Annotated in this window: 22 protein-coding genes and 1 tRNA gene; 16 read left to right on the forward strand and 7 right to left on the reverse strand. The window is 38.1% G+C overall.

Annotation, left to right across the window (positions count from 1 at the left end; genetic code table 11):
- The first annotated feature begins 32 nt into the window (after nt 1-32).
- On the forward strand, nt 33-395 hold the full coding sequence (locus MHI18_RS16320; protein ID WP_340848804.1) for a hypothetical protein: 363 nt from the start codon (nt 33-35) through the stop codon (nt 393-395).
- A gap of 42 nt (nt 396-437) precedes the next feature.
- Here MHI18_RS16320 and MHI18_RS16325 read toward each other — a convergent pair whose 3' ends face one another.
- The 6 genes from MHI18_RS16325 to MHI18_RS16350 form a co-directional block, all read right to left on the reverse strand.
- Nucleotides 438-977 carry a spore coat protein gene (locus tag MHI18_RS16325; protein WP_340848805.1) on the reverse strand — a complete coding sequence of 180 codons (540 nt, stop codon included), beginning with the start codon at nt 975-977 and terminating at the stop codon, nt 438-440.
- Nucleotides 978-1,096: 119 nt separating this feature from the next.
- On the reverse strand, nt 1,097-1,321 hold the full coding sequence (locus tag MHI18_RS16330; RefSeq protein ID WP_340848806.1) for a hypothetical protein: 225 nt from the start codon (nt 1,319-1,321) through the stop codon (nt 1,097-1,099).
- A gap of 147 nt (nt 1,322-1,468) precedes the next feature.
- The gene (locus tag MHI18_RS16335; RefSeq protein WP_340848807.1) at nt 1,469-1,894 is read right to left on the reverse strand and encodes a GNAT family N-acetyltransferase; all 426 of its coding nucleotides are present in this window, start codon (nt 1,892-1,894) and stop codon (nt 1,469-1,471) included.
- 5 nt (nt 1,895-1,899) lie between these two features.
- Entirely contained in the window at nt 1,900-2,415 is a 516-nt protein-coding gene (locus tag MHI18_RS16340; RefSeq protein WP_340848808.1) for a 2'-5' RNA ligase family protein, read from the reverse strand.
- A 94-nt stretch (nt 2,416-2,509) separates the two neighbouring features.
- Nucleotides 2,510-3,235 (reverse strand): alpha/beta hydrolase, encoded by a 726-nt coding sequence (locus MHI18_RS16345; RefSeq protein WP_340848809.1) that lies wholly within the window; start codon nt 3,233-3,235, stop codon nt 2,510-2,512.
- Between the two features lie 197 nt (nt 3,236-3,432).
- Nucleotides 3,433-3,654 carry a hypothetical protein gene (locus MHI18_RS16350; protein ID WP_340848811.1) on the reverse strand — a complete coding sequence of 74 codons (222 nt, stop codon included), beginning with the start codon at nt 3,652-3,654 and terminating at the stop codon, nt 3,433-3,435.
- 181 nt (nt 3,655-3,835) lie between these two features.
- Between MHI18_RS16350 and MHI18_RS16355 the strand changes: the two genes are divergently transcribed.
- The 5 genes from MHI18_RS16355 (at nt 3,836) to MHI18_RS16375 (ending at nt 6,540) form a co-directional block, all read left to right on the forward strand.
- A tRNA-Val gene (locus MHI18_RS16355) sits at nt 3,836-3,908 on the forward strand.
- Nucleotides 3,909-4,205: 297 nt separating this feature from the next.
- A complete protein-coding gene (locus tag MHI18_RS16360; RefSeq protein ID WP_340848813.1) occupies nt 4,206-4,403 on the forward strand; it encodes a hypothetical protein in 198 nt (65 codons plus the stop codon).
- Nucleotides 4,404-4,465: 62 nt separating this feature from the next.
- Complete coding sequence (locus MHI18_RS16365) at nt 4,466-5,017, forward strand: SMI1/KNR4 family protein (protein WP_340848814.1); 552 nt, start codon at nt 4,466-4,468, stop codon at nt 5,015-5,017.
- 19 nt (nt 5,018-5,036) lie between these two features.
- Entirely contained in the window at nt 5,037-5,249 is a 213-nt protein-coding gene (locus tag MHI18_RS16370; RefSeq protein ID WP_340848816.1) for a hypothetical protein, read from the forward strand.
- A 328-nt stretch (nt 5,250-5,577) separates the two neighbouring features.
- Nucleotides 5,578-6,540, forward strand: a complete 963-nt coding sequence (locus MHI18_RS16375) for a DNA/RNA non-specific endonuclease (protein WP_340848818.1) — start codon at nt 5,578-5,580, stop codon at nt 6,538-6,540.
- 103 nt (nt 6,541-6,643) lie between these two features.
- Here MHI18_RS16375 and MHI18_RS16380 read toward each other — a convergent pair whose 3' ends face one another.
- Nucleotides 6,644-7,429 (reverse strand): nucleotidyltransferase domain-containing protein, encoded by a 786-nt coding sequence (locus MHI18_RS16380; RefSeq protein WP_340848819.1) that lies wholly within the window; start codon nt 7,427-7,429, stop codon nt 6,644-6,646.
- Between the two features lie 457 nt (nt 7,430-7,886).
- Between MHI18_RS16380 and MHI18_RS16385 the strand changes: the two genes are divergently transcribed.
- The 10 genes from MHI18_RS16385 (at nt 7,887) to MHI18_RS16430 (ending at nt 20,280) form a co-directional block, all read left to right on the forward strand.
- The gene (locus MHI18_RS16385; protein WP_340848821.1) at nt 7,887-9,941 is read left to right on the forward strand and encodes a helix-turn-helix domain-containing protein; all 2,055 of its coding nucleotides are present in this window, start codon (nt 7,887-7,889) and stop codon (nt 9,939-9,941) included.
- A gap of 308 nt (nt 9,942-10,249) precedes the next feature.
- Nucleotides 10,250-12,439, forward strand: coding sequence for an acetate--CoA ligase family protein (locus MHI18_RS16390; RefSeq protein WP_340848823.1), 2,190 nt, complete (start codon nt 10,250-10,252; stop codon nt 12,437-12,439).
- Between the two features lie 6 nt (nt 12,440-12,445).
- Nucleotides 12,446-12,904, forward strand: coding sequence for a MaoC family dehydratase N-terminal domain-containing protein (locus tag MHI18_RS16395; protein ID WP_340848825.1), 459 nt, complete (start codon nt 12,446-12,448; stop codon nt 12,902-12,904).
- Nucleotides 12,905-12,984: 80 nt separating this feature from the next.
- A complete protein-coding gene (locus tag MHI18_RS16400) occupies nt 12,985-13,401 on the forward strand; it encodes a MaoC/PaaZ C-terminal domain-containing protein (protein WP_340848826.1) in 417 nt (138 codons plus the stop codon).
- Nucleotides 13,402-13,434: 33 nt separating this feature from the next.
- On the forward strand, nt 13,435-14,598 hold the full coding sequence (locus tag MHI18_RS16405; RefSeq protein ID WP_340848828.1) for a thiolase C-terminal domain-containing protein: 1,164 nt from the start codon (nt 13,435-13,437) through the stop codon (nt 14,596-14,598).
- An 11-nt stretch (nt 14,599-14,609) separates the two neighbouring features.
- Nucleotides 14,610-15,026 (forward strand): Zn-ribbon domain-containing OB-fold protein, encoded by a 417-nt coding sequence (locus MHI18_RS16410; RefSeq protein ID WP_340848829.1) that lies wholly within the window; start codon nt 14,610-14,612, stop codon nt 15,024-15,026.
- Between the two features lie 37 nt (nt 15,027-15,063).
- Nucleotides 15,064-16,260: an acyl-CoA dehydrogenase family protein gene (locus MHI18_RS16415; RefSeq protein WP_340848831.1), complete on the forward strand. Its 1,197-nt coding sequence runs from the start codon at nt 15,064-15,066 to the stop codon at nt 16,258-16,260.
- Nucleotides 16,261-16,283: 23 nt separating this feature from the next.
- Nucleotides 16,284-17,450, forward strand: a complete 1,167-nt coding sequence (locus tag MHI18_RS16420) for an acyl-CoA dehydrogenase family protein (RefSeq protein WP_340848832.1) — start codon at nt 16,284-16,286, stop codon at nt 17,448-17,450.
- Nucleotides 17,451-17,487: 37 nt separating this feature from the next.
- Nucleotides 17,488-18,963, forward strand: a complete 1,476-nt coding sequence (locus MHI18_RS16425; RefSeq protein WP_340848834.1) for an aldehyde dehydrogenase family protein — start codon at nt 17,488-17,490, stop codon at nt 18,961-18,963.
- Between the two features lie 42 nt (nt 18,964-19,005).
- Nucleotides 19,006-20,280 carry an MFS transporter gene (locus tag MHI18_RS16430; RefSeq protein ID WP_340848836.1) on the forward strand — a complete coding sequence of 425 codons (1,275 nt, stop codon included), beginning with the start codon at nt 19,006-19,008 and terminating at the stop codon, nt 20,278-20,280.
- The last annotated feature ends 127 nt before the right edge of the window (nt 20,281-20,407 follow it).

Here is a 20,407-nt window from a genome sequence, read left to right on the forward strand (position 1 = left end):
GTTTAACTAGTAGAAATATTGGGAATAGGTCTATGAGTACATACATTCATTTACTATTTAAAAACTTTAGGAAGGGTGAAAATAAAATGGGATACATAGCACCAGTCACACAGTTTGATTACATCCAATATGCTAATCGTACAGCTGCTGCCGAAAGCCAAGCGAATCGTTCTGTCCATGGAACATCCCCCATTTTCCCAATGAAGTTTTACAGGGAAATGAATACAGATCGTACTGAAACGCAGCCCACTGAGACAATGTCAGATCATGAACCTAACGAATTAAGTATGTATAACGGTGCATCTAGACATAAGAATTATGTTCCAAGAGAAGTTATCGAACAAACAGCAACGGAGTTAACAGGCAAGGGATGGTTTGTTAATGCAATGGTGTAAATAAAGTCAAAAGGACACATATGTGTCCTTTTGGGTTTACTATTACAGAACGTCAACTTCCACAATAATCGCAAGAAGCAATTGAAGTAAAAGCTGGATATTGATAGCGATTTGAGCATCAGTCGTTCTGATTTCAATATCACGGCTGTTTTCAACAATTGTTTTTTGGCGTGTAATCTGGCTGATTTTAGACGTTTGCAGCAATTCTTGTGTGATTGAAGAAGAATCCTGGCCGTCAGCAATTGAAATGCTGATAATGACAGCAATCGCAGCTTGAATGGCAGCTTGTAAAGAAAGTGCTGCTTTTAAATCAACTGAAGTAACCGTTACATCACAAGAATCTTTGATGAAAATTAACTCTTCAGATAATTGGAATTCTGAATTACCTTGAACAGCTCTTTGATCGATGTTATTATCTTCGTTACGGCAAAATGCGGATAATGGGTGACGATCGTCTGAATCTAGAGCAGACCACCTTTTTTCTTGGCGACATTCCTTTCTGCTTTCCTCTCTACAGCTGCTGCTTTCGCTGCTGCTGCTCTCACAATGATTTCTATTGCTTCTATACACCTCTTGATTCATAATAATCCTCCTTAGGTTTGATTCTTTATTAAAGTATGCGTCAACTGCCATGATGTTTGGACGAATCTACCTCGGCAAATAACTATTTTGTGCGGATTTTTGGGTTAAAGCTGACGAGGCTATTTAAATGAGTCATAAACATTAGTAGTTGGATTTACATCGGCTTCGGTAATGCTGGTATGTTCGTCAGTTAATTTCTTGTATTGCTCCTGCAGATGGAGAATCGTCTTTTTCAGTTGTGCCTTCTCCTGATCTGTAAGATTAATATTCTCTTTTTTGATGCCATGTTTCCGTAATGTGCTGGATACAAGCAGCTTCATTAACTCCTTTTGAGATTCCTCCATATTAAATCCTTGATCACTGATAACAATCTCCTCCTTTTCCTTTCATACTCATAGACTATGAAGATAGGAGCTGATAGGACAGGGGCAAACGTGGAATTTCTCCATTTTGAGCAAAGAAAAATCCCGAACCAATTGGTTCGGGAGTACTTACATGTCTTTTATCATAGTCTTATGAGGAATGCCCGCATCGAGGAATTCTTCTGAAACGATACGGTATCCGCGTTTTTCATAAAAAGGAATCGCTTGAATCTGTGCATTTAGCTTGAATGTGTGGATATCTTGTTTAGTCCCATATTCTTCAAGAGCATTCATAATAATAGTGCCGGCACCCTTACTGCGAGCAGCGGGCATCACGCAGATACGTTCAACCTTACCGATTCTATCAAGAATACGGAGCCGCCCTGCACCAGCTGGACGCTGAAGTTCATCATATAAAATAAAATGAGTAGAAGCATCCTCAAACTGATCAATTTCTTCTTCCTCAGGAACAAGCTGCTCCTCAACAAAAACTTTCATACGAACATAATAAGCATCTTCAAGTTGTTTTTTAGTAGTTACAAGTTCTATGTTCAAAGATCTTATTCCTTTCCAAGCTTGTACGTTTTATAAACGTTCCAAGTGCCTTGTTCATTTTGTTTCATTAATTGAATTTCAGTAATAACTTCCTGATGGGTTAAATCAAGCATGCTTAACTGACCTAGAACATCAGAATGCTCATTAATCGATAGATTCTGACCGATCGTGATATGCGGGACAAAATTATAAGGCGAAGGTGCTCCAGCAAACTCTTCTTGATTGAATGCATTGTACAATCCCTCAAGTTCTATTGAAGGTTCAACCTTAAAATAGATGGTATTTGAGACTGGTTGAAACGTGCTCGCTTTAAGAACCTTAAGCACCATAGGGTTGAAATGCGTAACAACATCCTCGATTTTCTGTTCAATGTTTTTAATTTCAGCATCTGACGCTTCAAAAGCCGCTTTAATTGTAACATGAGGCGCAATCAAGGAATAATTCGTATCATACCGTTTTCGATATGAATTTGCTTTATCCTGTAGTGTCTTAGAAGGAAAAATAGCGATACCATATTTCATAAAAATACCTCCCGAATGAGAATACTGTACTTTGTACGTTATTTCAAATAGTATACCAAAAATTAGGTAAGATTGTGACGTAAACTACCTATGCTTAAAACATTTCCTTTAACGCCCGTTTAAGATCCTTTTGCCAGAACTTCCAGGTATGTGTACCTTCAAACTCATCATAAAAATAAGAAAAGCCTTTTTCTTTCATCAATGCACTTAATTCTTGGTTCGGCTTGAGAAAGTCGGAAACTGTATCGTCGGTAGAGGAGGGGACTTCCGTTTCTCCAGTACCGATAACATGATAAATTTCAAGCAAATGAGGTGCCTCAAAATCCCTTACTGCATTGATAACTGTTTCATTTACAAGTGGTGACTGTAAAATACACTTACCAAATGTATGTGGATATTGAAGTGATGTCATGAGTGAGACTGTAGCCCCAAGTGAATCACCGATTAACGCACGGCCCAATCCCATATGGTAAACCGGAAACTCTTCTTCAAGAAAAGGAAGAAGCTCGTGGGCGAGAAAACGTATGTAGTTCTTATTTTGATCCCCATCTGGATGATACTTATTCCAGCGGTCATAGCGATTTTGATAAGGAACACCCACTATGATAACATTCTCCATTTCCCCACTGGCAAGCAGCTCATCCGCTACTCTCCCCATTCTCCCGAGTTGAAAATAATCCCGACCATCCTGAGCAATAAGCAGTGAGTATTTATATAGAGGAGAAAAGTTAGCTGGTAAATAGACAAGCAATTCTAAATCTTCCCCTAAAGCCTTACTGGTAAACCTATATTCCTTAATGGTGCTCTTAGCTTCATTCATCCCGTCACACCCCTGTTGAATGTTTTAAATTAGTTGAAAGGGCTTACGAAATAATTTTACCACACTTATTCTTGTAATTCCCGTCTAAAGGACGGCTGAATGAAGAGCAAATCACTGTGTTATGGAGAGTAAGAAGAAGGACCAGCTTAGCACTGGCCCATATATGAGGAATAAATAGGGAAGAAGGATTAGAGGAGTCAACCTAACCGCTGTTTATAGGTAAGCAGTTGTGCAGATAGAATATTACTCACTTTAAAGGTACGTTTCAACTGACGTAAATAGCAGAAAGCCCGTATTCGATCTTCCTCAATAGAAAGTACCTGAATTTTACGCTGCGTAATCACACCTGACTCTGACATATAGATAATTTCCACCATTCGATTCTGCTCCATACTCTTTGCAAACATCGTCATCAACATCTAATACACACCTCCATAAATGTATTATATGCGAACGTATATTCTTTATGCAATATAAATAAGAACATTAGTTCTCTTTTTGGTAAAAAAGAATTAGAAGTTTTCCTAGAAAAATAGTATTGACATTTACCAAAGAAAATATATAATTAGAAATGTACCAAAACGAGCATCATTACATAACGATCTGTTAGCTCAGCTGGGAGAGCACAACCTTGACAGGGTTGGGGTCGGGGGTTCGAGCCCCTCACAGGTCATCACTTTCCAAAGGCTACAATCCTTGATATCACAAGGTTTGTAGCTTTTTTTGTTGTTGTCTTACCGGCTGCGTTTTGCTCGATTTAAGGATTTGCTCACATTTTGCTCACATAAAATTTTGAACAGCGTTATGGAAAATATCAGCCACTTCATCATCTTGGTTAGGGACAGAAGTTATTAATGTCCCTAGTACCGGTGGAGCGAGCTTTCTTTATGAATATTACAAAATATGGTATATTAAAGAAAAGTTGCAAAGATTTTAAAAAAGGAAATAAGTAGGGATACTTTTAATTACAATGCCAATTCACCTTATAACTACGAAATATATTTACACTACTTCGTCAAAAGCCACTGTATCCGCAGCTACAACAGAAACAGCCACCATAGAACAGAAAATCATAATCGATGACAAACGGGGAAATAATCAGTTCCACTATTACGAGATTAGCAGTGATACAACCAATCATTGTCGTTACGGAAAATCATTTATATGAAAGTAATCACTTTCGAAAATACCGTTCTGTATTAAATCCATATTAATTTGGAGAGTGACCGTATGTTTACAAAACAATTGTTAACTAGTTTAAAAGAAAGATTAAACGAAAAAGGTAGATTACTTAAAACTACACCTGAAGGTCTAAATATAGAAGTAGTGTGCACGTTTGAAGAACCGGCTTCTCCTGAAGAAATTAGCCAAGCGGAAAAAGACTTTAAGATGAAATTCCCAGATGACTACAAAGAATTCTTGTTGCAACATAATGGTGCTTCTCTTTTTTCGGGAATTGAAGATGGAGAAGAAATTGGTGGAGAACTGTGGTTATTTTCAATAGAAGAGATTAAGGAAGCAATAGAAGACTATAATATCGAAAAGGGTAAATTTTTACCGATAGGTTCAGTGTTGGATCAATCTTTAGCTATTAGTAGTGAGCCACTCAAAAAGGGAAGTTTAAATTATTTAGGGATTGCTGAAATAGTGGATCACTATGAATCGGTTAATTTGAATTTCGAATTATTTTTAAGTCGCTTTATTACCACATCTGGAGAAAACTTTTGGGAATGGGATTCGTGGACTGCTGACGATTATTACGAGGAAGATGAAGGCTATTGAGGTATAAGGAGAAGTAAAAATGAATAAAAAGATACTATCTGGTCTTGTACTTGTTCTCGGAGTAGTAATCTTGGTTGCTTGGGAGGGAAACGGAGTGAATAAAGAAGTAAAATCGAATCACTCTCAAAAAAATGAGAAAAAACGTATAGAAGATGTAATATATGTAATCGAACCAGAAATAGAAATCAAGATATGGAAACAACTGAAGATGCGGAAATTATCTATGAACTAACTGAAGAAGAAGAAAGATTGGGCCTTAAGTTTGTGGAGTAAGCGTTATGAAAGGTGAATTTTATGGACTTTTCCAAACCTTTAATTTTTTCAAGGTAACTTATAAGTAATATAAACATATGCTTAGAACAAATACATGGTAGAGCCTGTCATTAGGTTCGGCTATGTATTTTTTTCTATGGAATATTCATCCTAAGAAAATGATATTGCAGCGTATTTGAACTTGTACGAGAGTTATATCATGAAGTGCACAGAGAAAAATAAAATAATAGAATAACAATATGTGATAAAATACACTTAAATGTTTTTAAATTATAAGGAGTCCAAAAATGAAAAAGAAAACAAGTTTTTTAGCCTTACTTTTAACGATTATCTTTATGGTTGGTTGTACGAACGTAGAGGATGCATCTGTCACAGATAAAGAAACAGATTCAGAAGATGTAACCGCAGTTGAAACAAATTCAACTAATAGCGAAATAGAAGAAACTATCAATACGGTTGAAGATGAGCCAGTTGAGGAAGAAGCACCAACTGAACAAAATAATGACCTGTTCTCGGGATACAAACTTATTGAAGTTGATGGTGGTGATTTGTCTGGATATCGTGAACCTAACGTCGTCGTTGACATTGGCTTTGGGGACCGTGAATATTGGGCATTTACTAATGAATACGGGCAGCTAGTACGTGTCATTGCTGACGAAATTACTTTACAAGATGATCGTAACGAACCTGTAACATCGTCTGGAAGATACTATTCTGATGAGGCGAAAGTTCCAGGAGTGGAAAGCGATGTTTTAGATGAAGGACATGCCATCGCAGATTCTCTCGGTGGGGTATCGAATGCATATAATATTACCCCACAAAATAGTACACTTAACCGCCATGGTGACCAAGCTTATATGGAAAATGCGATACGCAGTGCAGGTGGAGCCACTAATTTTGAGTCGGTTATCACCTATCCAAATACGGAAACGCAGATTCCTTCACATTATGAGTATACCTATACGTTGAGAGGCAACAAGATCGTTGATTCCTTTGACAATGGAAACCCTGACGAAGTAAACGAATCACTCGGTTTAACAGGCAGCAAACCTTCTAAATCACCTAGTTCAAATGAAAAACCATCTAGTTCAAATAAAGACGGTGATATTTCTAGTGTTGATACTAACGGTAATGGACAAGTGACGATTAAAGAAGCAAAAGATGCCGGTTTTAGTATGCCCATAACGAGTGAACATTGGTTATATTCCTATATGATTGATAACGATAATGACGGCATGGTGGGTGAGTAAGCACCAAACATATGAAGAAAAGAACGTTGTCGTCAGTATCAAGAAGGGGTTGCCCCTAAAAGTCAGGAATAGGACTTTTAGGGGCAACCCCTTTTTGTATCTATTAATCCCAAACTTCATCTAACGTCTCTAAAAACAAACGATCTAATTTTTCTGTGGGGTCTGTAACTTGTATGTTTAAACTTTTGGTATAGACTTCGAGCTTGGTTATTTCTGTATCTAAAAACTCATTAATTAACGAAATTTTTGGTTCTAAATCCATTTCATCACCGGCTATTTTTCTCTTGAGAAGTTGATCAATCTCCAGTCTAAGCTCACCAGATGGAATGATGTCATCTAGTAGGGAGTGGAAGGAGATAGGTGGAATCGTATTATATTTTTCAATCCACTTACAAGCAAGAATAGGACGAAGCACATAAAAGTATTTTTTTATTTTTACTAAGTCGGACTGTAGATATTCTCGATAATTATTTTTAGCCATATTTAAATAGTGATAGAGGCTAGCATTTGGATAGAAAGTATCTTTCTCCAGTGCTCTCATCTTATTAATGGTTGAAAAGGCTTGATAGTAAAGGATATCTGATCTCATCCATTCCAATAAAGGCGGATTTGATTTTCGTAGAAGGCGTAACGTTTTAGTTAGATCCCATCCACTAATATCAAGTAAATCATTGATTGGTCGTTCAATTACATCTCGTTTGGTACCAATCCCAACTGGGTCAATCGTTAGGTAATACTCTTTTTTATGGATATAAATGAATCGAACATCATAATCGCTGTCTTTTGAAGGAAAGCCCCAGGCACGGCTTCCAGATTCACAGGCGTAAAGTATTTTCACATCGTTTTCTTCTTCAATTTTTTTCAGTTCCTCGAGTATTATGTCTTTCATAGTCAAACGACCTCTCATATGTATAATTTATGCATTATATAACTACTATCATCATTGTTCAATATAAGCTTCAAGAATTTAATTAATCTACCTGTAAATAAAGCCCATCGATTGTAAAATCAAAACACTAAGAGAGCTGGATAATAGTTGAATATCATAGTACCATAGATTAGGAAGATAATGGACACGTTGAGATGAGAAACGTTTTATGATTAATAAGGAAGTAGAATTTGAGTTCAATCAGATTTTCCCGATGAACATAAAAAATTGAGGCACAAGTTAAAGTGTTTTATTGAATAAAATGAGTTTATTGATGCTCGTTATGAAGGAGAAAACGTATTTATAGGGAATACATAGGGGTATGTATAATTATGCTTTTCTGTTAACTAAATTATAGACCATTATTTAAATCGTATAGGAGTAGGTATCGGTTTTAAGTGGTAAACAGGAGGTCTTCATGCAGGAAAATATAAACATATCAATGGAGAAATATAGCCATACGAAGAGTACTATGGATCGTTTTCCCTGGTCAAATAAAATCAATAACTTTTTGGTCCTTTGTATTTATGAACCTAACAATCAATATTATGATCTTAATAAAACGTTTAAACTACATATGGTGAAAGGCACGACAAGTTTTCAGCTGTTTACAAAGACAAAGCTTACCTCTTTTGTCATTTGGGAAGAGGCATACAAGGAAAATGAAGAACTGTTTTTTAAGTTAAGGATTGCTGCACGAAATGAAACGATTTCAAAAATAGCGCAAAGTATTGTGTTCTATCTTATAAGTAGATATGAAAGAATAGCTTCAAAAAGTGACACTATTTTAAATGATAAACAATTAATTGAAGATGCGATTTATCAAATGGAAAATAAATTAAAAAAAGAAACATTTTTGGCTAAGGAGTCTGTTTGGAATGAATTTTACAGTTGGTTTAGACTTCAAATAAAAGAGTGGATTCTGGAAGAAATAATCGGTTTCATGGGTTTTGATGAAATGGAAAGTCTTACTCATGATGAACTGAATAAAATTTTCTATCATCATCTTACTAATCATTTTGCTAAAGATACCGGTTTTGAATCGAAGCTAATCTGTCTAGCAAGTGATTATGTCCAAGAATGGGTTAAGTTAATCATCATTCAGTTTAATTTAGAGTCTTGTTCAATTAAAGAAATAGAGGAACTTCTGTGTGTTAAAAAAGATTTCTTTCCAACAACTGATTTATTATTAACTAGAATTAGGGATTTTTCTTCAAGTTTTACTATTCAAGACCACTTGCTGGTGATGAATAGTGCTCCGTATCAATCTGTCAGAGATGCCATTTATAAAAAAAACTTTCATAAAGTCGGTAAGACCCCTTGGCCATCAACACCTATCTTAAGAGGAAACACGGATGGTTTTATACAAATTAAACCGATAACAAACTCTTTAACCAGTAATCAAAATGCCTTTGAGGAAGCATGGAGTATAGTGCCATTATTGTCGGACGCAGATGTAGATGTATTCGATGCACTTTGCAGTCTTTTTTTATCTAAAGCCAGGCATAACGAAGAAGTTATCGAAATCTATTTGAATGATTTACTCTCCATTAGAGGCTTAAAACCTAAACTTGGTGGAGAAGGCCGAAGAGGTGGATATGAAGCAAAGCAGCGAGAACAAATTTTGAAATCGCTTACAAATATTCAAAGCATATGGATAAACATTCATAAGACGATCATTTATGAAAAAGGTAAACCTGTTCATACAATGTTACATGGTCGAACTTTTATTTTTAAAGATGAGATGGGGGAAGAATATTCTATTTCAAAAATGACATGCAACAAAAAGATAACGTTTACAATTGATGAAGTTTTCGCTAAATTTCTGAATGGTTCGGGAAGGCAGGTTGCCCTTCTTTCAATTAAAGCGTTGCAATATAATCCATATAAACAACTTTGGGAGAAACGGCTTACACGATATTTAAGTTGGCGTTGGAGGACACAAGCCAGGAAAGGTACGTTCTTACAGCCGAATAAAACTAGTACTCTATTGGAAGCAATCGGTGAAAAAATGAATACCCGAACACCTTCACGTACTAGAGAACGTTTCGAAAAGGCTTTGGATAGTTTACTTGAAGATGGTGTTATTGCGTCATGGCATTATGAAAATTGGGACGAATCTATTGCGGAATTTAAGGGTTGGGCGAATATTTGGATGAACTCAATGATATTAATAGAACCTCCGGAGATTATTAAGGATCAGTACCGTTCAATTGAGAAAAAGCAAAAGGGTCAAATGGAGGACCCTCATACAAAACTTATTCATACTAACCAAAAGAAAAATGAACAATTAGGTGAGCAAATAAGAACTACTAGAAAAAATCTTAATCTCACCTTATTTCAATTAGCAGAAGAACTAGAAATATCTGCTCCTTACGTAAGTAATATTGAGAGAGGCATAAAGATCCCATCAAATAAAATTCGGTCGAAAATGATGAAATGGCTAGAAAAACATGGAGAAAATCTTAGTTAATATAATCTTTTTTATTGGGAATCCGCTAAAGTGGATTCCCTTTTTCTATTACTGGAAATAAATTAAGCGTTTATCTTGTTCAGTTGTCGGGGTTATCACCAAGGAAAGTCGGGGTTATAGAGAACATAATTTTTTTAAGAATTCCCTGTATCCCTTGGTGTATAACAGATGTATTAACATTTTTTTAAAAATTGCCTCCTAATAGTTATATGAATTTAGTATTAGTTAATTTTCTTGTCTTTTCCACCCTGCATGTAAGATAAAAGCAACGAGAAAGCTTTATATATTCGTAGTATGGGGGAGAATTAATGACAACTTATCCTTTAAATCGATCGAATCAAACGCTTGAACCACTATTTAACCCTAGATCTGTAGCCGTTTTAGGAGCATCAGCCACTAAATTTAAAATTGGTAATTTACAAGTGAAAACCCTTTTAGATGGTAAATATATCGGTGAAATTTATCCGATAAATCCTAAATCAAAAGAAATTGAAGGCTTAAAGTGTTATCCATCTTTAGCAGATGTACCGAATGATATCGACTTGGCTATCTTTTGTTTAGGTGCTGAACATGTAAAGCAAGGGTTAGAGGAATGTGCAAAAAAGAATGTTAAAGCAGCCATCATTTTTTCTGCCGGTTTTTCAGAAACGGGTGCAGAAGGGATTGAAAAACAGAAAGAACTTACTGAGATTGCTAGACAAAATGGTATTCGAATAATTGGTCCTAACTGTGTTGGTTTAGTCAATTTGTCTAACGGGTTAATCGGAACGTTTTCTCCAGCAATATTATCCGTTCCTTTAGATGGGCAAAGAGGTGTTGGCTATGTCTCACAAAGCGGAGCGTTCGGTGTATTAACGTATATGGCAGCTGCCCAGAACGACCTTAGCTTTGATTATTTTGTGAGTGTGGGAAATGAAATGGAAACAGAGTTTGCTGATGTCGTAGAATATATGGTTCATGATCCAAAGATAAAGATAATCAGTGGATACTTAGAAGGAGCAAAAAACCCAGATAAACTAAGAAACTTAGCTAAGGAAGCGCTGGATAAAAATAAACCGATTATTGTGATGAAGACAGGCCGAAGTAATGCCGGCAGTAGAGCTGCCGCTTCTCATACGGGTTCACTTGCTGGATCGGATAAAATATATGACGCATTCTTTGAGCAATCAGGTATTGTCCGAGCCGACGATTATGAAGATATTATCTCCTTTTCTAAACTTTTTCTTTCCGATAAACTACCAACTGGGAGAAACACGGTTATCATCACTAGTTCTGGTGGACGGGGAATAAATGAAGCAGACCGTTGTGAATCATATGGACTGACGATTATTCCGCTAAGTGAAAAAACTAAGGAAGAGATTAAGCTTCATATCCCTACTTTTGCAAGCGCTTCCAACCCAATTGATTTAACTGCTGCTGCCTCCGTATCGAATCCAGAATTATTTATCGCTCCCTTAAGAGCTCTAGTTGAGGACCCGGATGTGGATAATATTATTTTTACAGAGTTTCCTAATTATTGGGGTGCTGATCATCCACTGTTAAAAGAATTTATAGAGATATGTAGAGAGTCTACTAAATTTATATTCATTACCTCATTTCCTTTGGTAGGCATGTCGATTCCCCAAGGAACAGCAGAGCTTGTTAAAAACGGGATTCCAGTTATACCCGGTAATCTACATCCAATCAGAGGGTTAGCAAAATTAGTAAAATACAGTGAATACTATCGAAAAAATAAAGAGCTGAATGAAATAAATCAACTTGAAACTCCTGCCTTAATAGAGAAGCAAGATATAGAAACATTATTGCATTCGGGAAAAACATTGAGTGAATTAGAAACAAGCACTATATTGGATCACTATCAAATTCCCACGACAAATCGATTTTTAGCGGCGACAGCCGAAGAAGCATCAAATTATGCAACTATGATGGGTTACCCCGTTGTGTTGAAAGTGGACTCACCAGATATCCCACATAAAACGGAGGCAGATGCCATTCGATTGAATCTGAAAAATGAGCAAGAAGTAGTGTTGGCATTCAGTGAAATTACTCGTAACGCACTGAATTATAAACCTGATGCTGCAATTAATGGGATTTCCGTTCAAGAGATGCTCCCAGAAGGAGTGGAAATTATCATAGGGGCGAATAATGATTCAGTTTTCGGACCTGTCGTCATGTTCGGCCTAGGGGGAATCTTTGTAGAGGTTTTCAAAGATGTATCACTGAGGGTTGCACCTCTTACGAGAAAAGACGCTTACGAAATGATTGAAGAAATCAAGGGGAATGCCATTCTAAAAGGTGCACGGGGGAAAGCTCCTGTTCATATCGAATCAATCATAGACGTGTTATTGAAAGTATCCGCATTGGTTACGGATTATAAAGATACTATCAAAGAATTGGATATAAACCCTCTAATCGTTTATGAAAATGGGATTAAAGCGGCGGATGCCATGCTTGTGATTGGGAAAGAAGCAGAAGACAAAACCACGGTTAGGGGGTAGAAGCTAATGGAACTTGATTATTTAAAGGGGTTAACAGGAACTCAATTTGTATTTGAAGTCGAAAAAAGACATATCCGTCAATTCGCAGAAGCAATTGGTGATTCTAATCCATTATATGTCGATGAAGAGTATGCTGCAAAAACCATGTATGGAGGGATTATTGCACCACCCACCTTTCCTATTGCAATAGGGCAGGATAGTGGAGAAAGTTTGGATTTAAAACTCGATCAAAGAAGAATGTTGCATGGTGAACAGGAATTTATCTATAAACGCCCGATTCGACCCGGGGATAAATTATATTGCCAGATGAAAGTTTCAGATGTGTATGAACGCAACGGGAAAAAAGGGCCTATGCAGTTCGTGGTCCTTGATACAGAAATGAAAGATGAAGCTGATCAGTTGGTTGTGATAAGCCGTACAAATATTATCTATAAGCCGCTAAAAGCTAAAACCTCCACTAGTTGATAAAGGTGTAATAGGTAAAGTGATGAAAGTGAAACCCGGATTCGCAATAGAATAGAGAGCTAATGAAAGGAGGAAAAGGAATGCTTATTTATGAAGAGTTACAAGCAGGACAAAGGCTTACGTCACTTACCAAGGCAAGTGTAACTAAGGTGCAATTAGTCAAATATGCGGGTGCTTCAGGAGATTTTAATCCGCTTCATACAGATGATGACTTCGCCAAAAAGATAGGCATGCAAGGGGTAATCGCCCACGGAATGCTGGTTATGGGCTTTCTAGGTGAATATGTAATGAACTTAGCAGGGGATATAGCGGTACCAACAAACTTTAAAATGAGATTTGGTGCTATGACTGTACCAGGAGATCAAATTACATGTTCCGCTTTCGTTGAAAATGTCTATGAAGAGGAAGGAAAACGCTTTGTGCAACTGGAGCTTATTGCAGAAAAAGAACCAGAGCATGTTGTGGGATCAGGTCAAGTAGTCTTGCAATTTCAGTAGATTGTTTTAAGCAACTAAAAGGGAGGCTTTTTTATGGTAAGCATAAAAGATCGGTACGCCATTGTTGGCGTAGGGGAAAGTGAACGATCCAAGAATTCTGGTACAACGCCCTTACATATGGCATTGGATGCAGCACGGGCAGCATTAAATGACGCAGGGCTAGAAGCGAAGGATATCGATGGATTCATGAGCTATTCAGAACATGATTCTTGTAGCTCACATCAGTTAGCCACGTATTTAGGCGTTCGGCCGAAATATGTTAAAGATATTATGGGTGGAGGCAGCAGTACGGAGATGTTAATCGCAGATGCTGTTGGTCTAATTGAAACAGGGCAAGTAAATACTGTTTTAATTTACCGTTCGATGAATGGGCGATCGGGTGTACGGATGGGCGGAGGCGGCTGGGATGTAAATATGCTCCAGAATGCTTTTGAAGGGGGAAGTTTTATCATTCCTTATGGAGCGGGTAGTCCCTCTCAATGGTTCGGACTTTTTGCCACTCGTCATATGCATGAGACTGGATTAACTCAGGAACATCTTGGACATGTTTGCACAAGTTTTTATGAACATGCCCAAAGAAACCCTAAAGCCTATTTTTATGGTAAACCTTTAACGATGGAAGAATATAAAAAAACACCATATTTGAGTTTCCCGTTCAATAAGCACGACTTCTGTATGGAATCGGATGAAGCAAATGCCATTATTGTCACTTCAGCTGAGCGCGCTAAAAATGGAAAATCTAAACCCGTATACATTATGGGGATATCTGCGAGGCAGTGTGTGTCACATGCACATTATTGGAACAACTTAGATGAAGTGGCAGCGGATTATGTTGCCCCTGAAGTGTATAAAATGGCGGGAGTGGGACCTGAAGATATTCATGTTGCTTCCATTTATGATTGTTATAGCTGGGTGGTCCTTCGACAATTAGAGGCCTATGGATTCGCACCACGAGGTGAAGTAGGGAACTTTGTAGCGGAAGGAAACTTGCGTATGGGCGGGAAATTACCTTCTAATACTGCAGGTGGCATGTTGTCAGAAGGCTATACACATGGAATGAATAATGTTTTAGAGATTGTTCGGCAAGTTCGTCATGAATATAAAGGTACGGATCGTCAGGTTGAAAACTGTGAAATAGGAATATGTACTGGCTGGGCTGGTCCGGATATAGCCGGAGCTATGATTCTTAGAAATTAGGAGGGAACGAAATGGATAATCAAAAACCAATTCCAGTAAAAACCCAAGATAACAGCCCATATTGGGATGGGGCAGATCGTCATGAACTAATTTTACAAAAATGTAATAGTTGTCAAGAATATTCACATCCACCAGGACCGAGTTGTGCAAAATGCGGGGGTACCGAACTCAGCTGGGAAAGCCAAGGTAGTGAGATAAGTGGAAAAGTTTATTCGTATATCATATCTTATCGTCCTTTTTTGCCGGGATTTCAAGATGATTTACCACTCATCATTGCGATAGTTGAAATAGATAAATTGCCTAATGTCAGATTAATTGGGAATGTTCTGCAGTGTTCTACGGATGATATTCGAATTGGGCTGCCGGTCAAGATGATCTGGAAGGAACTAACGGAAGAACGTTCTTTGCCACAATGGATTCAAGTTTAGATCATTACATTTGTTCCAAAAAAGGGGGAAAGAAACCATGGATTTTTCATTTTCAGTAAAAGAAGAAGAATTCCGACATGAATTAAGATCGTGGCTTGAACAAAATTTACCTGAAGGTTGGTTAGATGGATCTAGCCAAGTTTCTAAAGAAGAAGGTGAATCTGCCGCTTTCTTACGAGATTGGCAAAGGAAGTTATATGAAGGCGGGTGGGCAGGAATCGCTTGGCCGAAAAAATATGGCGGCCGGGAAGCCACATTGATGGAGGAAATTGTCTATCAACAGGAAATGGTCCGTGTTAAGGCACCGCCTCTTGTGAACTATGTAGGTCTTCACATGGTGGCTCCAACGCTTATGCAAATTGGTACGGAAGAACAAAAAGAAAGATACATTCAAAAAATCCTTACAGGAGAAGAAGTGTGGTGTCAAGGATATTCCGAACCGAATGCTGGTTCAGATTTAGCTGCCATTCAAACCAGTGCAATTAAGGATGGAGACCGATGGATTATTAATGGTCAAAAGGTATGGACAAGCTTTGGTCATCTTGCAGATCGCTGTTTCTTACTCGCCAGAACAAATCATTTCGACAAAAAGCATAAAGGAATAACCGTGTTCCTTTTAGATATGAATCAACCAGGGGTAGAGACAAAGCCTATCATTCAAATGGATGGGCAGCATGATTTTAATGAAGTGTATTTAAATGATGCGATTGCTTATGATGCTGATATTGTTGGAGAAGTGGATGAAGGGTGGAAGGTTTCCATCGCTCTTCTTATGCATGAGAGAACAGGTATAGGGGCACAGGTTTTTACATTAGAGCAGCAATTCAATGACCTTGTATCAATGACGAAAGAATTGAAAGAAGACGATAAGCCGGTAATGGAAGATCCACTCGTTCGGAAAACAATGATAGATTTATACACTCGTTCTCGTGGTTCGCTATTAAACTATTATCGGAATTTAACGAAGACATTAAAAAATGGGCGTCCAGGAGCAGAGGGTTCCATGGATAAATTATTGGTAAGTGAACTGACAAAGGACCTGCTTTCTCAATCAATTTCCTTACAAGGTCATCAAGGCGTTCTATGGAAAGAAGATGCTATTTCAGGACAGTCATACTGGCAAGATAATTATCTCTATTCATTCGGCCAGACAATAGGCGGGGGGACAAGTGAAATACAAAAGAACACAATTGCAGAAAGAATACTAGGTTTACCGAAGGATATGGGACGTTAAATCTAAAATAGGGGTGATGAAAAATGGATTTTTCTTTAAATCAAGAACAAGAGATGTTTAGGGGCTATGTTCGAAAATACTTAGATGGTGCAGGTCAAACGAAGGCTGCTCGTGAATTCATCAATGGTGATACAACATACTTACAAACTCTTCAAAGCGGACTGGCTGATTTAGGCTGTAATAGTATTAATGTTTCAGAAGAACATGGAGGAATGGGATTAGGTCCTCTGGATTTAATACCTGTTTTTGAAGAATACGGTCGTTCTTTATTACCCGGGCTTTATTTAGAAACAAATGCATTAGCTGTTCCCTTGTTAGAAAAATTCGGTTCGGAAGAACAAAAAGAAACGTATTTACCTTCTATTTCAAATGGAACGAAAACATTTTCTCTCGCATGGTTGGAGCAGGAAGGAAGTTATCATGCTTCTGGTATCAACCAATTAACAAAAGTAGAAAATGATTATTTACTTGTAAATGGTGTAAAATCGCTTGTTCCTGATGCAGAGTTGGCAGATCATTTTTTAACACTAGTTCGTACCAATACAGGCAAAGGAACAGATGGGATATCCTTAATTATTGTCGATAAAACAGATGAAAATCTGACCATTCAAAGCCAGAAAAATATCGATGAAACCCGTCATTTAGCGGAGCTTACTTTTAATCAAGTTAAAATTCCGAAAAATCGTATACTGGGAACTCTTCATCAAGGGTGGGATGTTCTCCAAGAGGGGTTACTTTCGTTCAACGCAGCGCTTTCGACTGTCATTGTTGGAGCGATGGAGAAAATAGTAGAAATGGCGACCGAGTATGCAAAAATTCGGGAACAATTTGGTCAGCCTATCGGAAGATTTCAGGCTGTTAAACACAGAATAGTAGATATGAAGACAGATTTAGAGACAGCAAGATCATTGGCTTATTACGCAAACTGGGCGTTAGAAAGTCATGCGTCTGATCGTATTCAAGCAATTGCATGTGCACGAATATTTGCAACTGATGCCTTTATCCGCATCTCCGCTGATAATATCCAAATTCATGGAGGTATTGGTTTTACAGAAGAAATGGATTGTCAGCTATATGTAAAACGTGCTCGATTTTATGAAAACTATTTAGGACGTACAGAACAATTTTATAAACAAGCGGCAACCGCGTTAGGATGGTATGAAGAAAGTGCGGTCATCATTCCTGTTTAAGTTATGGATACCCATTATGAAAGGGTGACGATAAATAGTGAAAATAGCAAATGAAATTAGGAATTATCAAAATGTTATTAATGGGAATCGAACTCACTCTTCTTCGGGAAAACAAATCGATAGTATCGATCCATCAACGGGAAAGGTTTGGGCCACTATTCCTAGCAGTACAATTGAAGATGCTGAATCGGCAGTTGCAGCAGCTCGCAATGCGTTTGAAGGCTGGTCTTCGCTATCTGCTTTAGTACGTGCAGATTATTTGAGAAAAATTGGTGATCTAATCGTTCAACATGGAGAAGAGTTAGCTGAATTAGAAACAAGAGATAATGGGTGGGTAATTAGGGAAACGAGCTATGGACTTATTCCTAGCTTAGCAAGTTATTGGTATGATGCAGCAGGAGCAACAGCAGCGGGCAGTAAGGGGGATACGGTCCAACTGGGTTCTTCAAGTGTTGGGTATACATTACGGGAACCTTTTGGGGTGATCGTTGGGATCCTTCCGTGGAACTCCCCTCTATTTACATTTACAGTTAAAGCAGCTTATGCGCTTGCAGCCGGGAATACCATCATACTAAAACCATCAGAGCTGGCCTCTGTCTCATCATTAAGGTACGGTGAATTAATTAATGAAATACTTCCACCTGGTACACTAAATGTTGTCTCAGGAGATGGAGTGGAAGTAGGGAATACACTAGTCTGCCATCCTAGCGTGAGTAGAGTGAGTTTAACTGGGTCTGGAAATACGGCTAGCGCGATTGCCCAATCTACAGCTCGAAATCCCAAACCGATGACGTTTGAGTTGGGTGGAAAATCCCCAAACATCATATTCGAGGACGCGGATCTTGAAAAAGCTGCACAAGGAGTTACACTCAACGGGATTTTCACAGGAAATGCAGGTCAAATATGTGTAGGTGGATCGAGAATTCTTATTCAAAGGTCGATTTTTGACAAGATGATTATGAAAATGAAAGAAGCTATTACCGAGCATAGTAAACTAGGAGATCCTATGCATCCAGAAAGTTCGATGGGTCCCATAGCTAATGCGATACATTATGAAAAGGTGTGTTCTTATATAGAGTTAGGAAAAAAAGAAGGTGGAGAAATTATCATCGGCGGCCGTCATGGCGGACAGAGTTTATTACCTGATCATCCCCATTTAGCAGAAGGATTTTGGGTTGAACCTACATTAATCAAGGTGACCAGTAATTCTCTACGAATTTGCCAGGAGGAAGTATTCGGCCCAGTGGCGACCGTTATCCCGTTTGATACGGAAGAGGAAGCTATTAACATGGCCAACGATACTGCTTATGGACTGGGAGCTGGAGTTTGGACGACGAATTTAAACCGAGCACATCGGATGATTCGTAAATTAGAATCAGGAAATGTCTGGGTCAATACATACCGGACAGTAGGTCCTGAATTGCCTTTTGGCGGCCAAAAAGGGAGTGGCTACGGTGTGGATTCCGTTTTAGAATTTACCCGGGAGAAAACGTGTTATATCGAAATCGGTTAAACTGCGAAGGAAATGAGAGGATTAGAAGAAGGGCGGTTATCTATGGAAAAAGGAGCTAAAGGCGTATTTTATGGTTGGTATGTTGTCTTATGTGGCTTCTTTATAATGTTTGCCGCATACTCTATCATAAATTCCTTACACAGCTTATTTATGGTTTCAGTTACTGAAGATTTAGGGATAAGCAGGACCACATTTTCCATTGCCCTCTCCATCTCTGGTCTAGGCGTGGCAGTAGCTTCCCCGTTCATGGGAAGACTTCTGGCAAAAGGGAATATGAGGCTGATTATGTCCATTTGTGTAGTAGCGGCAGGAGTGGGATTTATGTCGTACTCATTAGCCAGTTCAGCTTTATACTTTTGTATTGTCGGATTTATGATTGGGATCTGTGTAGCCGGTTTTTCAAATATCCCTATTTCCATTATGGTAACGAATTGGTTTTATGAGAAAAAGGGGAAGGCGATGGGTTTTGCCTTTGCTGGATCAGGATTAGGGGCTGCCGTACTTAGTCCAGTCCTAACTACAATTATCACAAACTATGGTTGGAGAACGGCTTATGTTATAGCAGGGGTTCTTCTTATTGTCTTAACACTCCCATTTGTTTTACTTTTTGCCAAGAAAAGCCCTTCTGAAAAAGGACTCGTTCCACTTGGTGCTGATAAAATAGAGGTAACTGAGAGCATAGAGACAGAAAAGAGCGGCTTAACGATGGGTGAAGCAAAGAAGACCGTTATGTTTTGGGTTTTTGTATTAGGTGTCGTTTGTTTTGCTTTAGTAGCAGGAGGCGTACAGATGCATATACCCGCCTATTTAATAGACATTGGTCATCCCGCCATTTTTGCTGGTACGATTTTTGGTCTCCTTTCCCTTGCAAACACAGTGGGGAAATTAATATTAGGTGCTGTATTGGATAAATTCGGAACTGCTGGAGGAGCAATCTACGTAGGAATATGTATGACGATTGCTATGATATCCCTTCTGTTGGCAAAAGGACAAGCATTCGCTTATCTATTTGCTATTGCATTTGGATTCAGTGTGGTCATATCGACAATAGGCCCGCCATTTATGACAAATGATATCTTTGGAAGCAAAGATTTCGGTGCCATTTTTGGGATTGTACAAGTTTTCTTTGTAGCAGCAGGCTCATCAGGTGTCATTGTTTCTGGGTTAATCTATGATCTCACTGATAGCTACCGTGTCGCTTGGCTCTTCTTTCTTGGCCTATTTATCTTCAGCATGATATGTGTACTCATGGCAAATAGCATGAAAGGGAAAACGAAAGCTAAATTTAAGGTGGAGCCAAATCAAAAAATCGTTTAATAATACACTATTTACCTAAAAACCCCCGGAAATTATTCCGGGGGTTTTTAGGTAAATAGCATGGATGAAAATACACAATAAATTGTTCATTCCATTCTTTGTTTTTATTAAAGAATAGGTCAATAGC

Origin of the sequence: Peribacillus sp. FSL H8-0477 (genome assembly GCF_038002765.1) — a bacterium.
In the GTDB taxonomy this organism is placed as follows: Bacteria; Bacillota; Bacilli; order Bacillales; family DSM-1321; genus Peribacillus.

Coding starts and splice junctions, on each gene's coding strand:
- MHI18_RS16320 (WP_340848804.1), top strand. CDS start 33: ATGAGTACATACATTCATTTACTATTTAAAAACTTTAGGAAGGGTGAA.
- MHI18_RS16325 (WP_340848805.1), bottom strand. CDS start 977: ATGAATCAAGAGGTGTATAGAAGCAATAGAAATCATTGTGAGAGCAGC.
- MHI18_RS16330 (WP_340848806.1), bottom strand. CDS start 1,321: ATGGAGGAATCTCAAAAGGAGTTAATGAAGCTGCTTGTATCCAGCACA.
- MHI18_RS16340 (WP_340848808.1), bottom strand. CDS start 2,415: ATGAAATATGGTATCGCTATTTTTCCTTCTAAGACACTACAGGATAAA.
- MHI18_RS16345 (WP_340848809.1), bottom strand. CDS start 3,235: ATGAATGAAGCTAAGAGCACCATTAAGGAATATAGGTTTACCAGTAAG.
- MHI18_RS16350 (WP_340848811.1), bottom strand. CDS start 3,654: ATGTTGATGACGATGTTTGCAAAGAGTATGGAGCAGAATCGAATGGTG.
- MHI18_RS16360 (WP_340848813.1), top strand. CDS start 4,206: ATGCCAATTCACCTTATAACTACGAAATATATTTACACTACTTCGTCA.
- MHI18_RS16365 (WP_340848814.1), top strand. CDS start 4,466: ATGTTTACAAAACAATTGTTAACTAGTTTAAAAGAAAGATTAAACGAA.
- MHI18_RS16370 (WP_340848816.1), top strand. CDS start 5,037: ATGAATAAAAAGATACTATCTGGTCTTGTACTTGTTCTCGGAGTAGTA.
- MHI18_RS16375 (WP_340848818.1), top strand. CDS start 5,578: ATGAAAAAGAAAACAAGTTTTTTAGCCTTACTTTTAACGATTATCTTT.
- MHI18_RS16380 (WP_340848819.1), bottom strand. CDS start 7,429: ATGAAAGACATAATACTCGAGGAACTGAAAAAAATTGAAGAAGAAAAC.
- MHI18_RS16385 (WP_340848821.1), top strand. CDS start 7,887: ATGCAGGAAAATATAAACATATCAATGGAGAAATATAGCCATACGAAG.
- MHI18_RS16390 (WP_340848823.1), top strand. CDS start 10,250: ATGACAACTTATCCTTTAAATCGATCGAATCAAACGCTTGAACCACTA.
- MHI18_RS16395 (WP_340848825.1), top strand. CDS start 12,446: ATGGAACTTGATTATTTAAAGGGGTTAACAGGAACTCAATTTGTATTT.
- MHI18_RS16400 (WP_340848826.1), top strand. CDS start 12,985: ATGCTTATTTATGAAGAGTTACAAGCAGGACAAAGGCTTACGTCACTT.
- MHI18_RS16405 (WP_340848828.1), top strand. CDS start 13,435: ATGGTAAGCATAAAAGATCGGTACGCCATTGTTGGCGTAGGGGAAAGT.
- MHI18_RS16410 (WP_340848829.1), top strand. CDS start 14,610: ATGGATAATCAAAAACCAATTCCAGTAAAAACCCAAGATAACAGCCCA.
- MHI18_RS16415 (WP_340848831.1), top strand. CDS start 15,064: ATGGATTTTTCATTTTCAGTAAAAGAAGAAGAATTCCGACATGAATTA.
- MHI18_RS16420 (WP_340848832.1), top strand. CDS start 16,284: ATGGATTTTTCTTTAAATCAAGAACAAGAGATGTTTAGGGGCTATGTT.
- MHI18_RS16430 (WP_340848836.1), top strand. CDS start 19,006: ATGGAAAAAGGAGCTAAAGGCGTATTTTATGGTTGGTATGTTGTCTTA.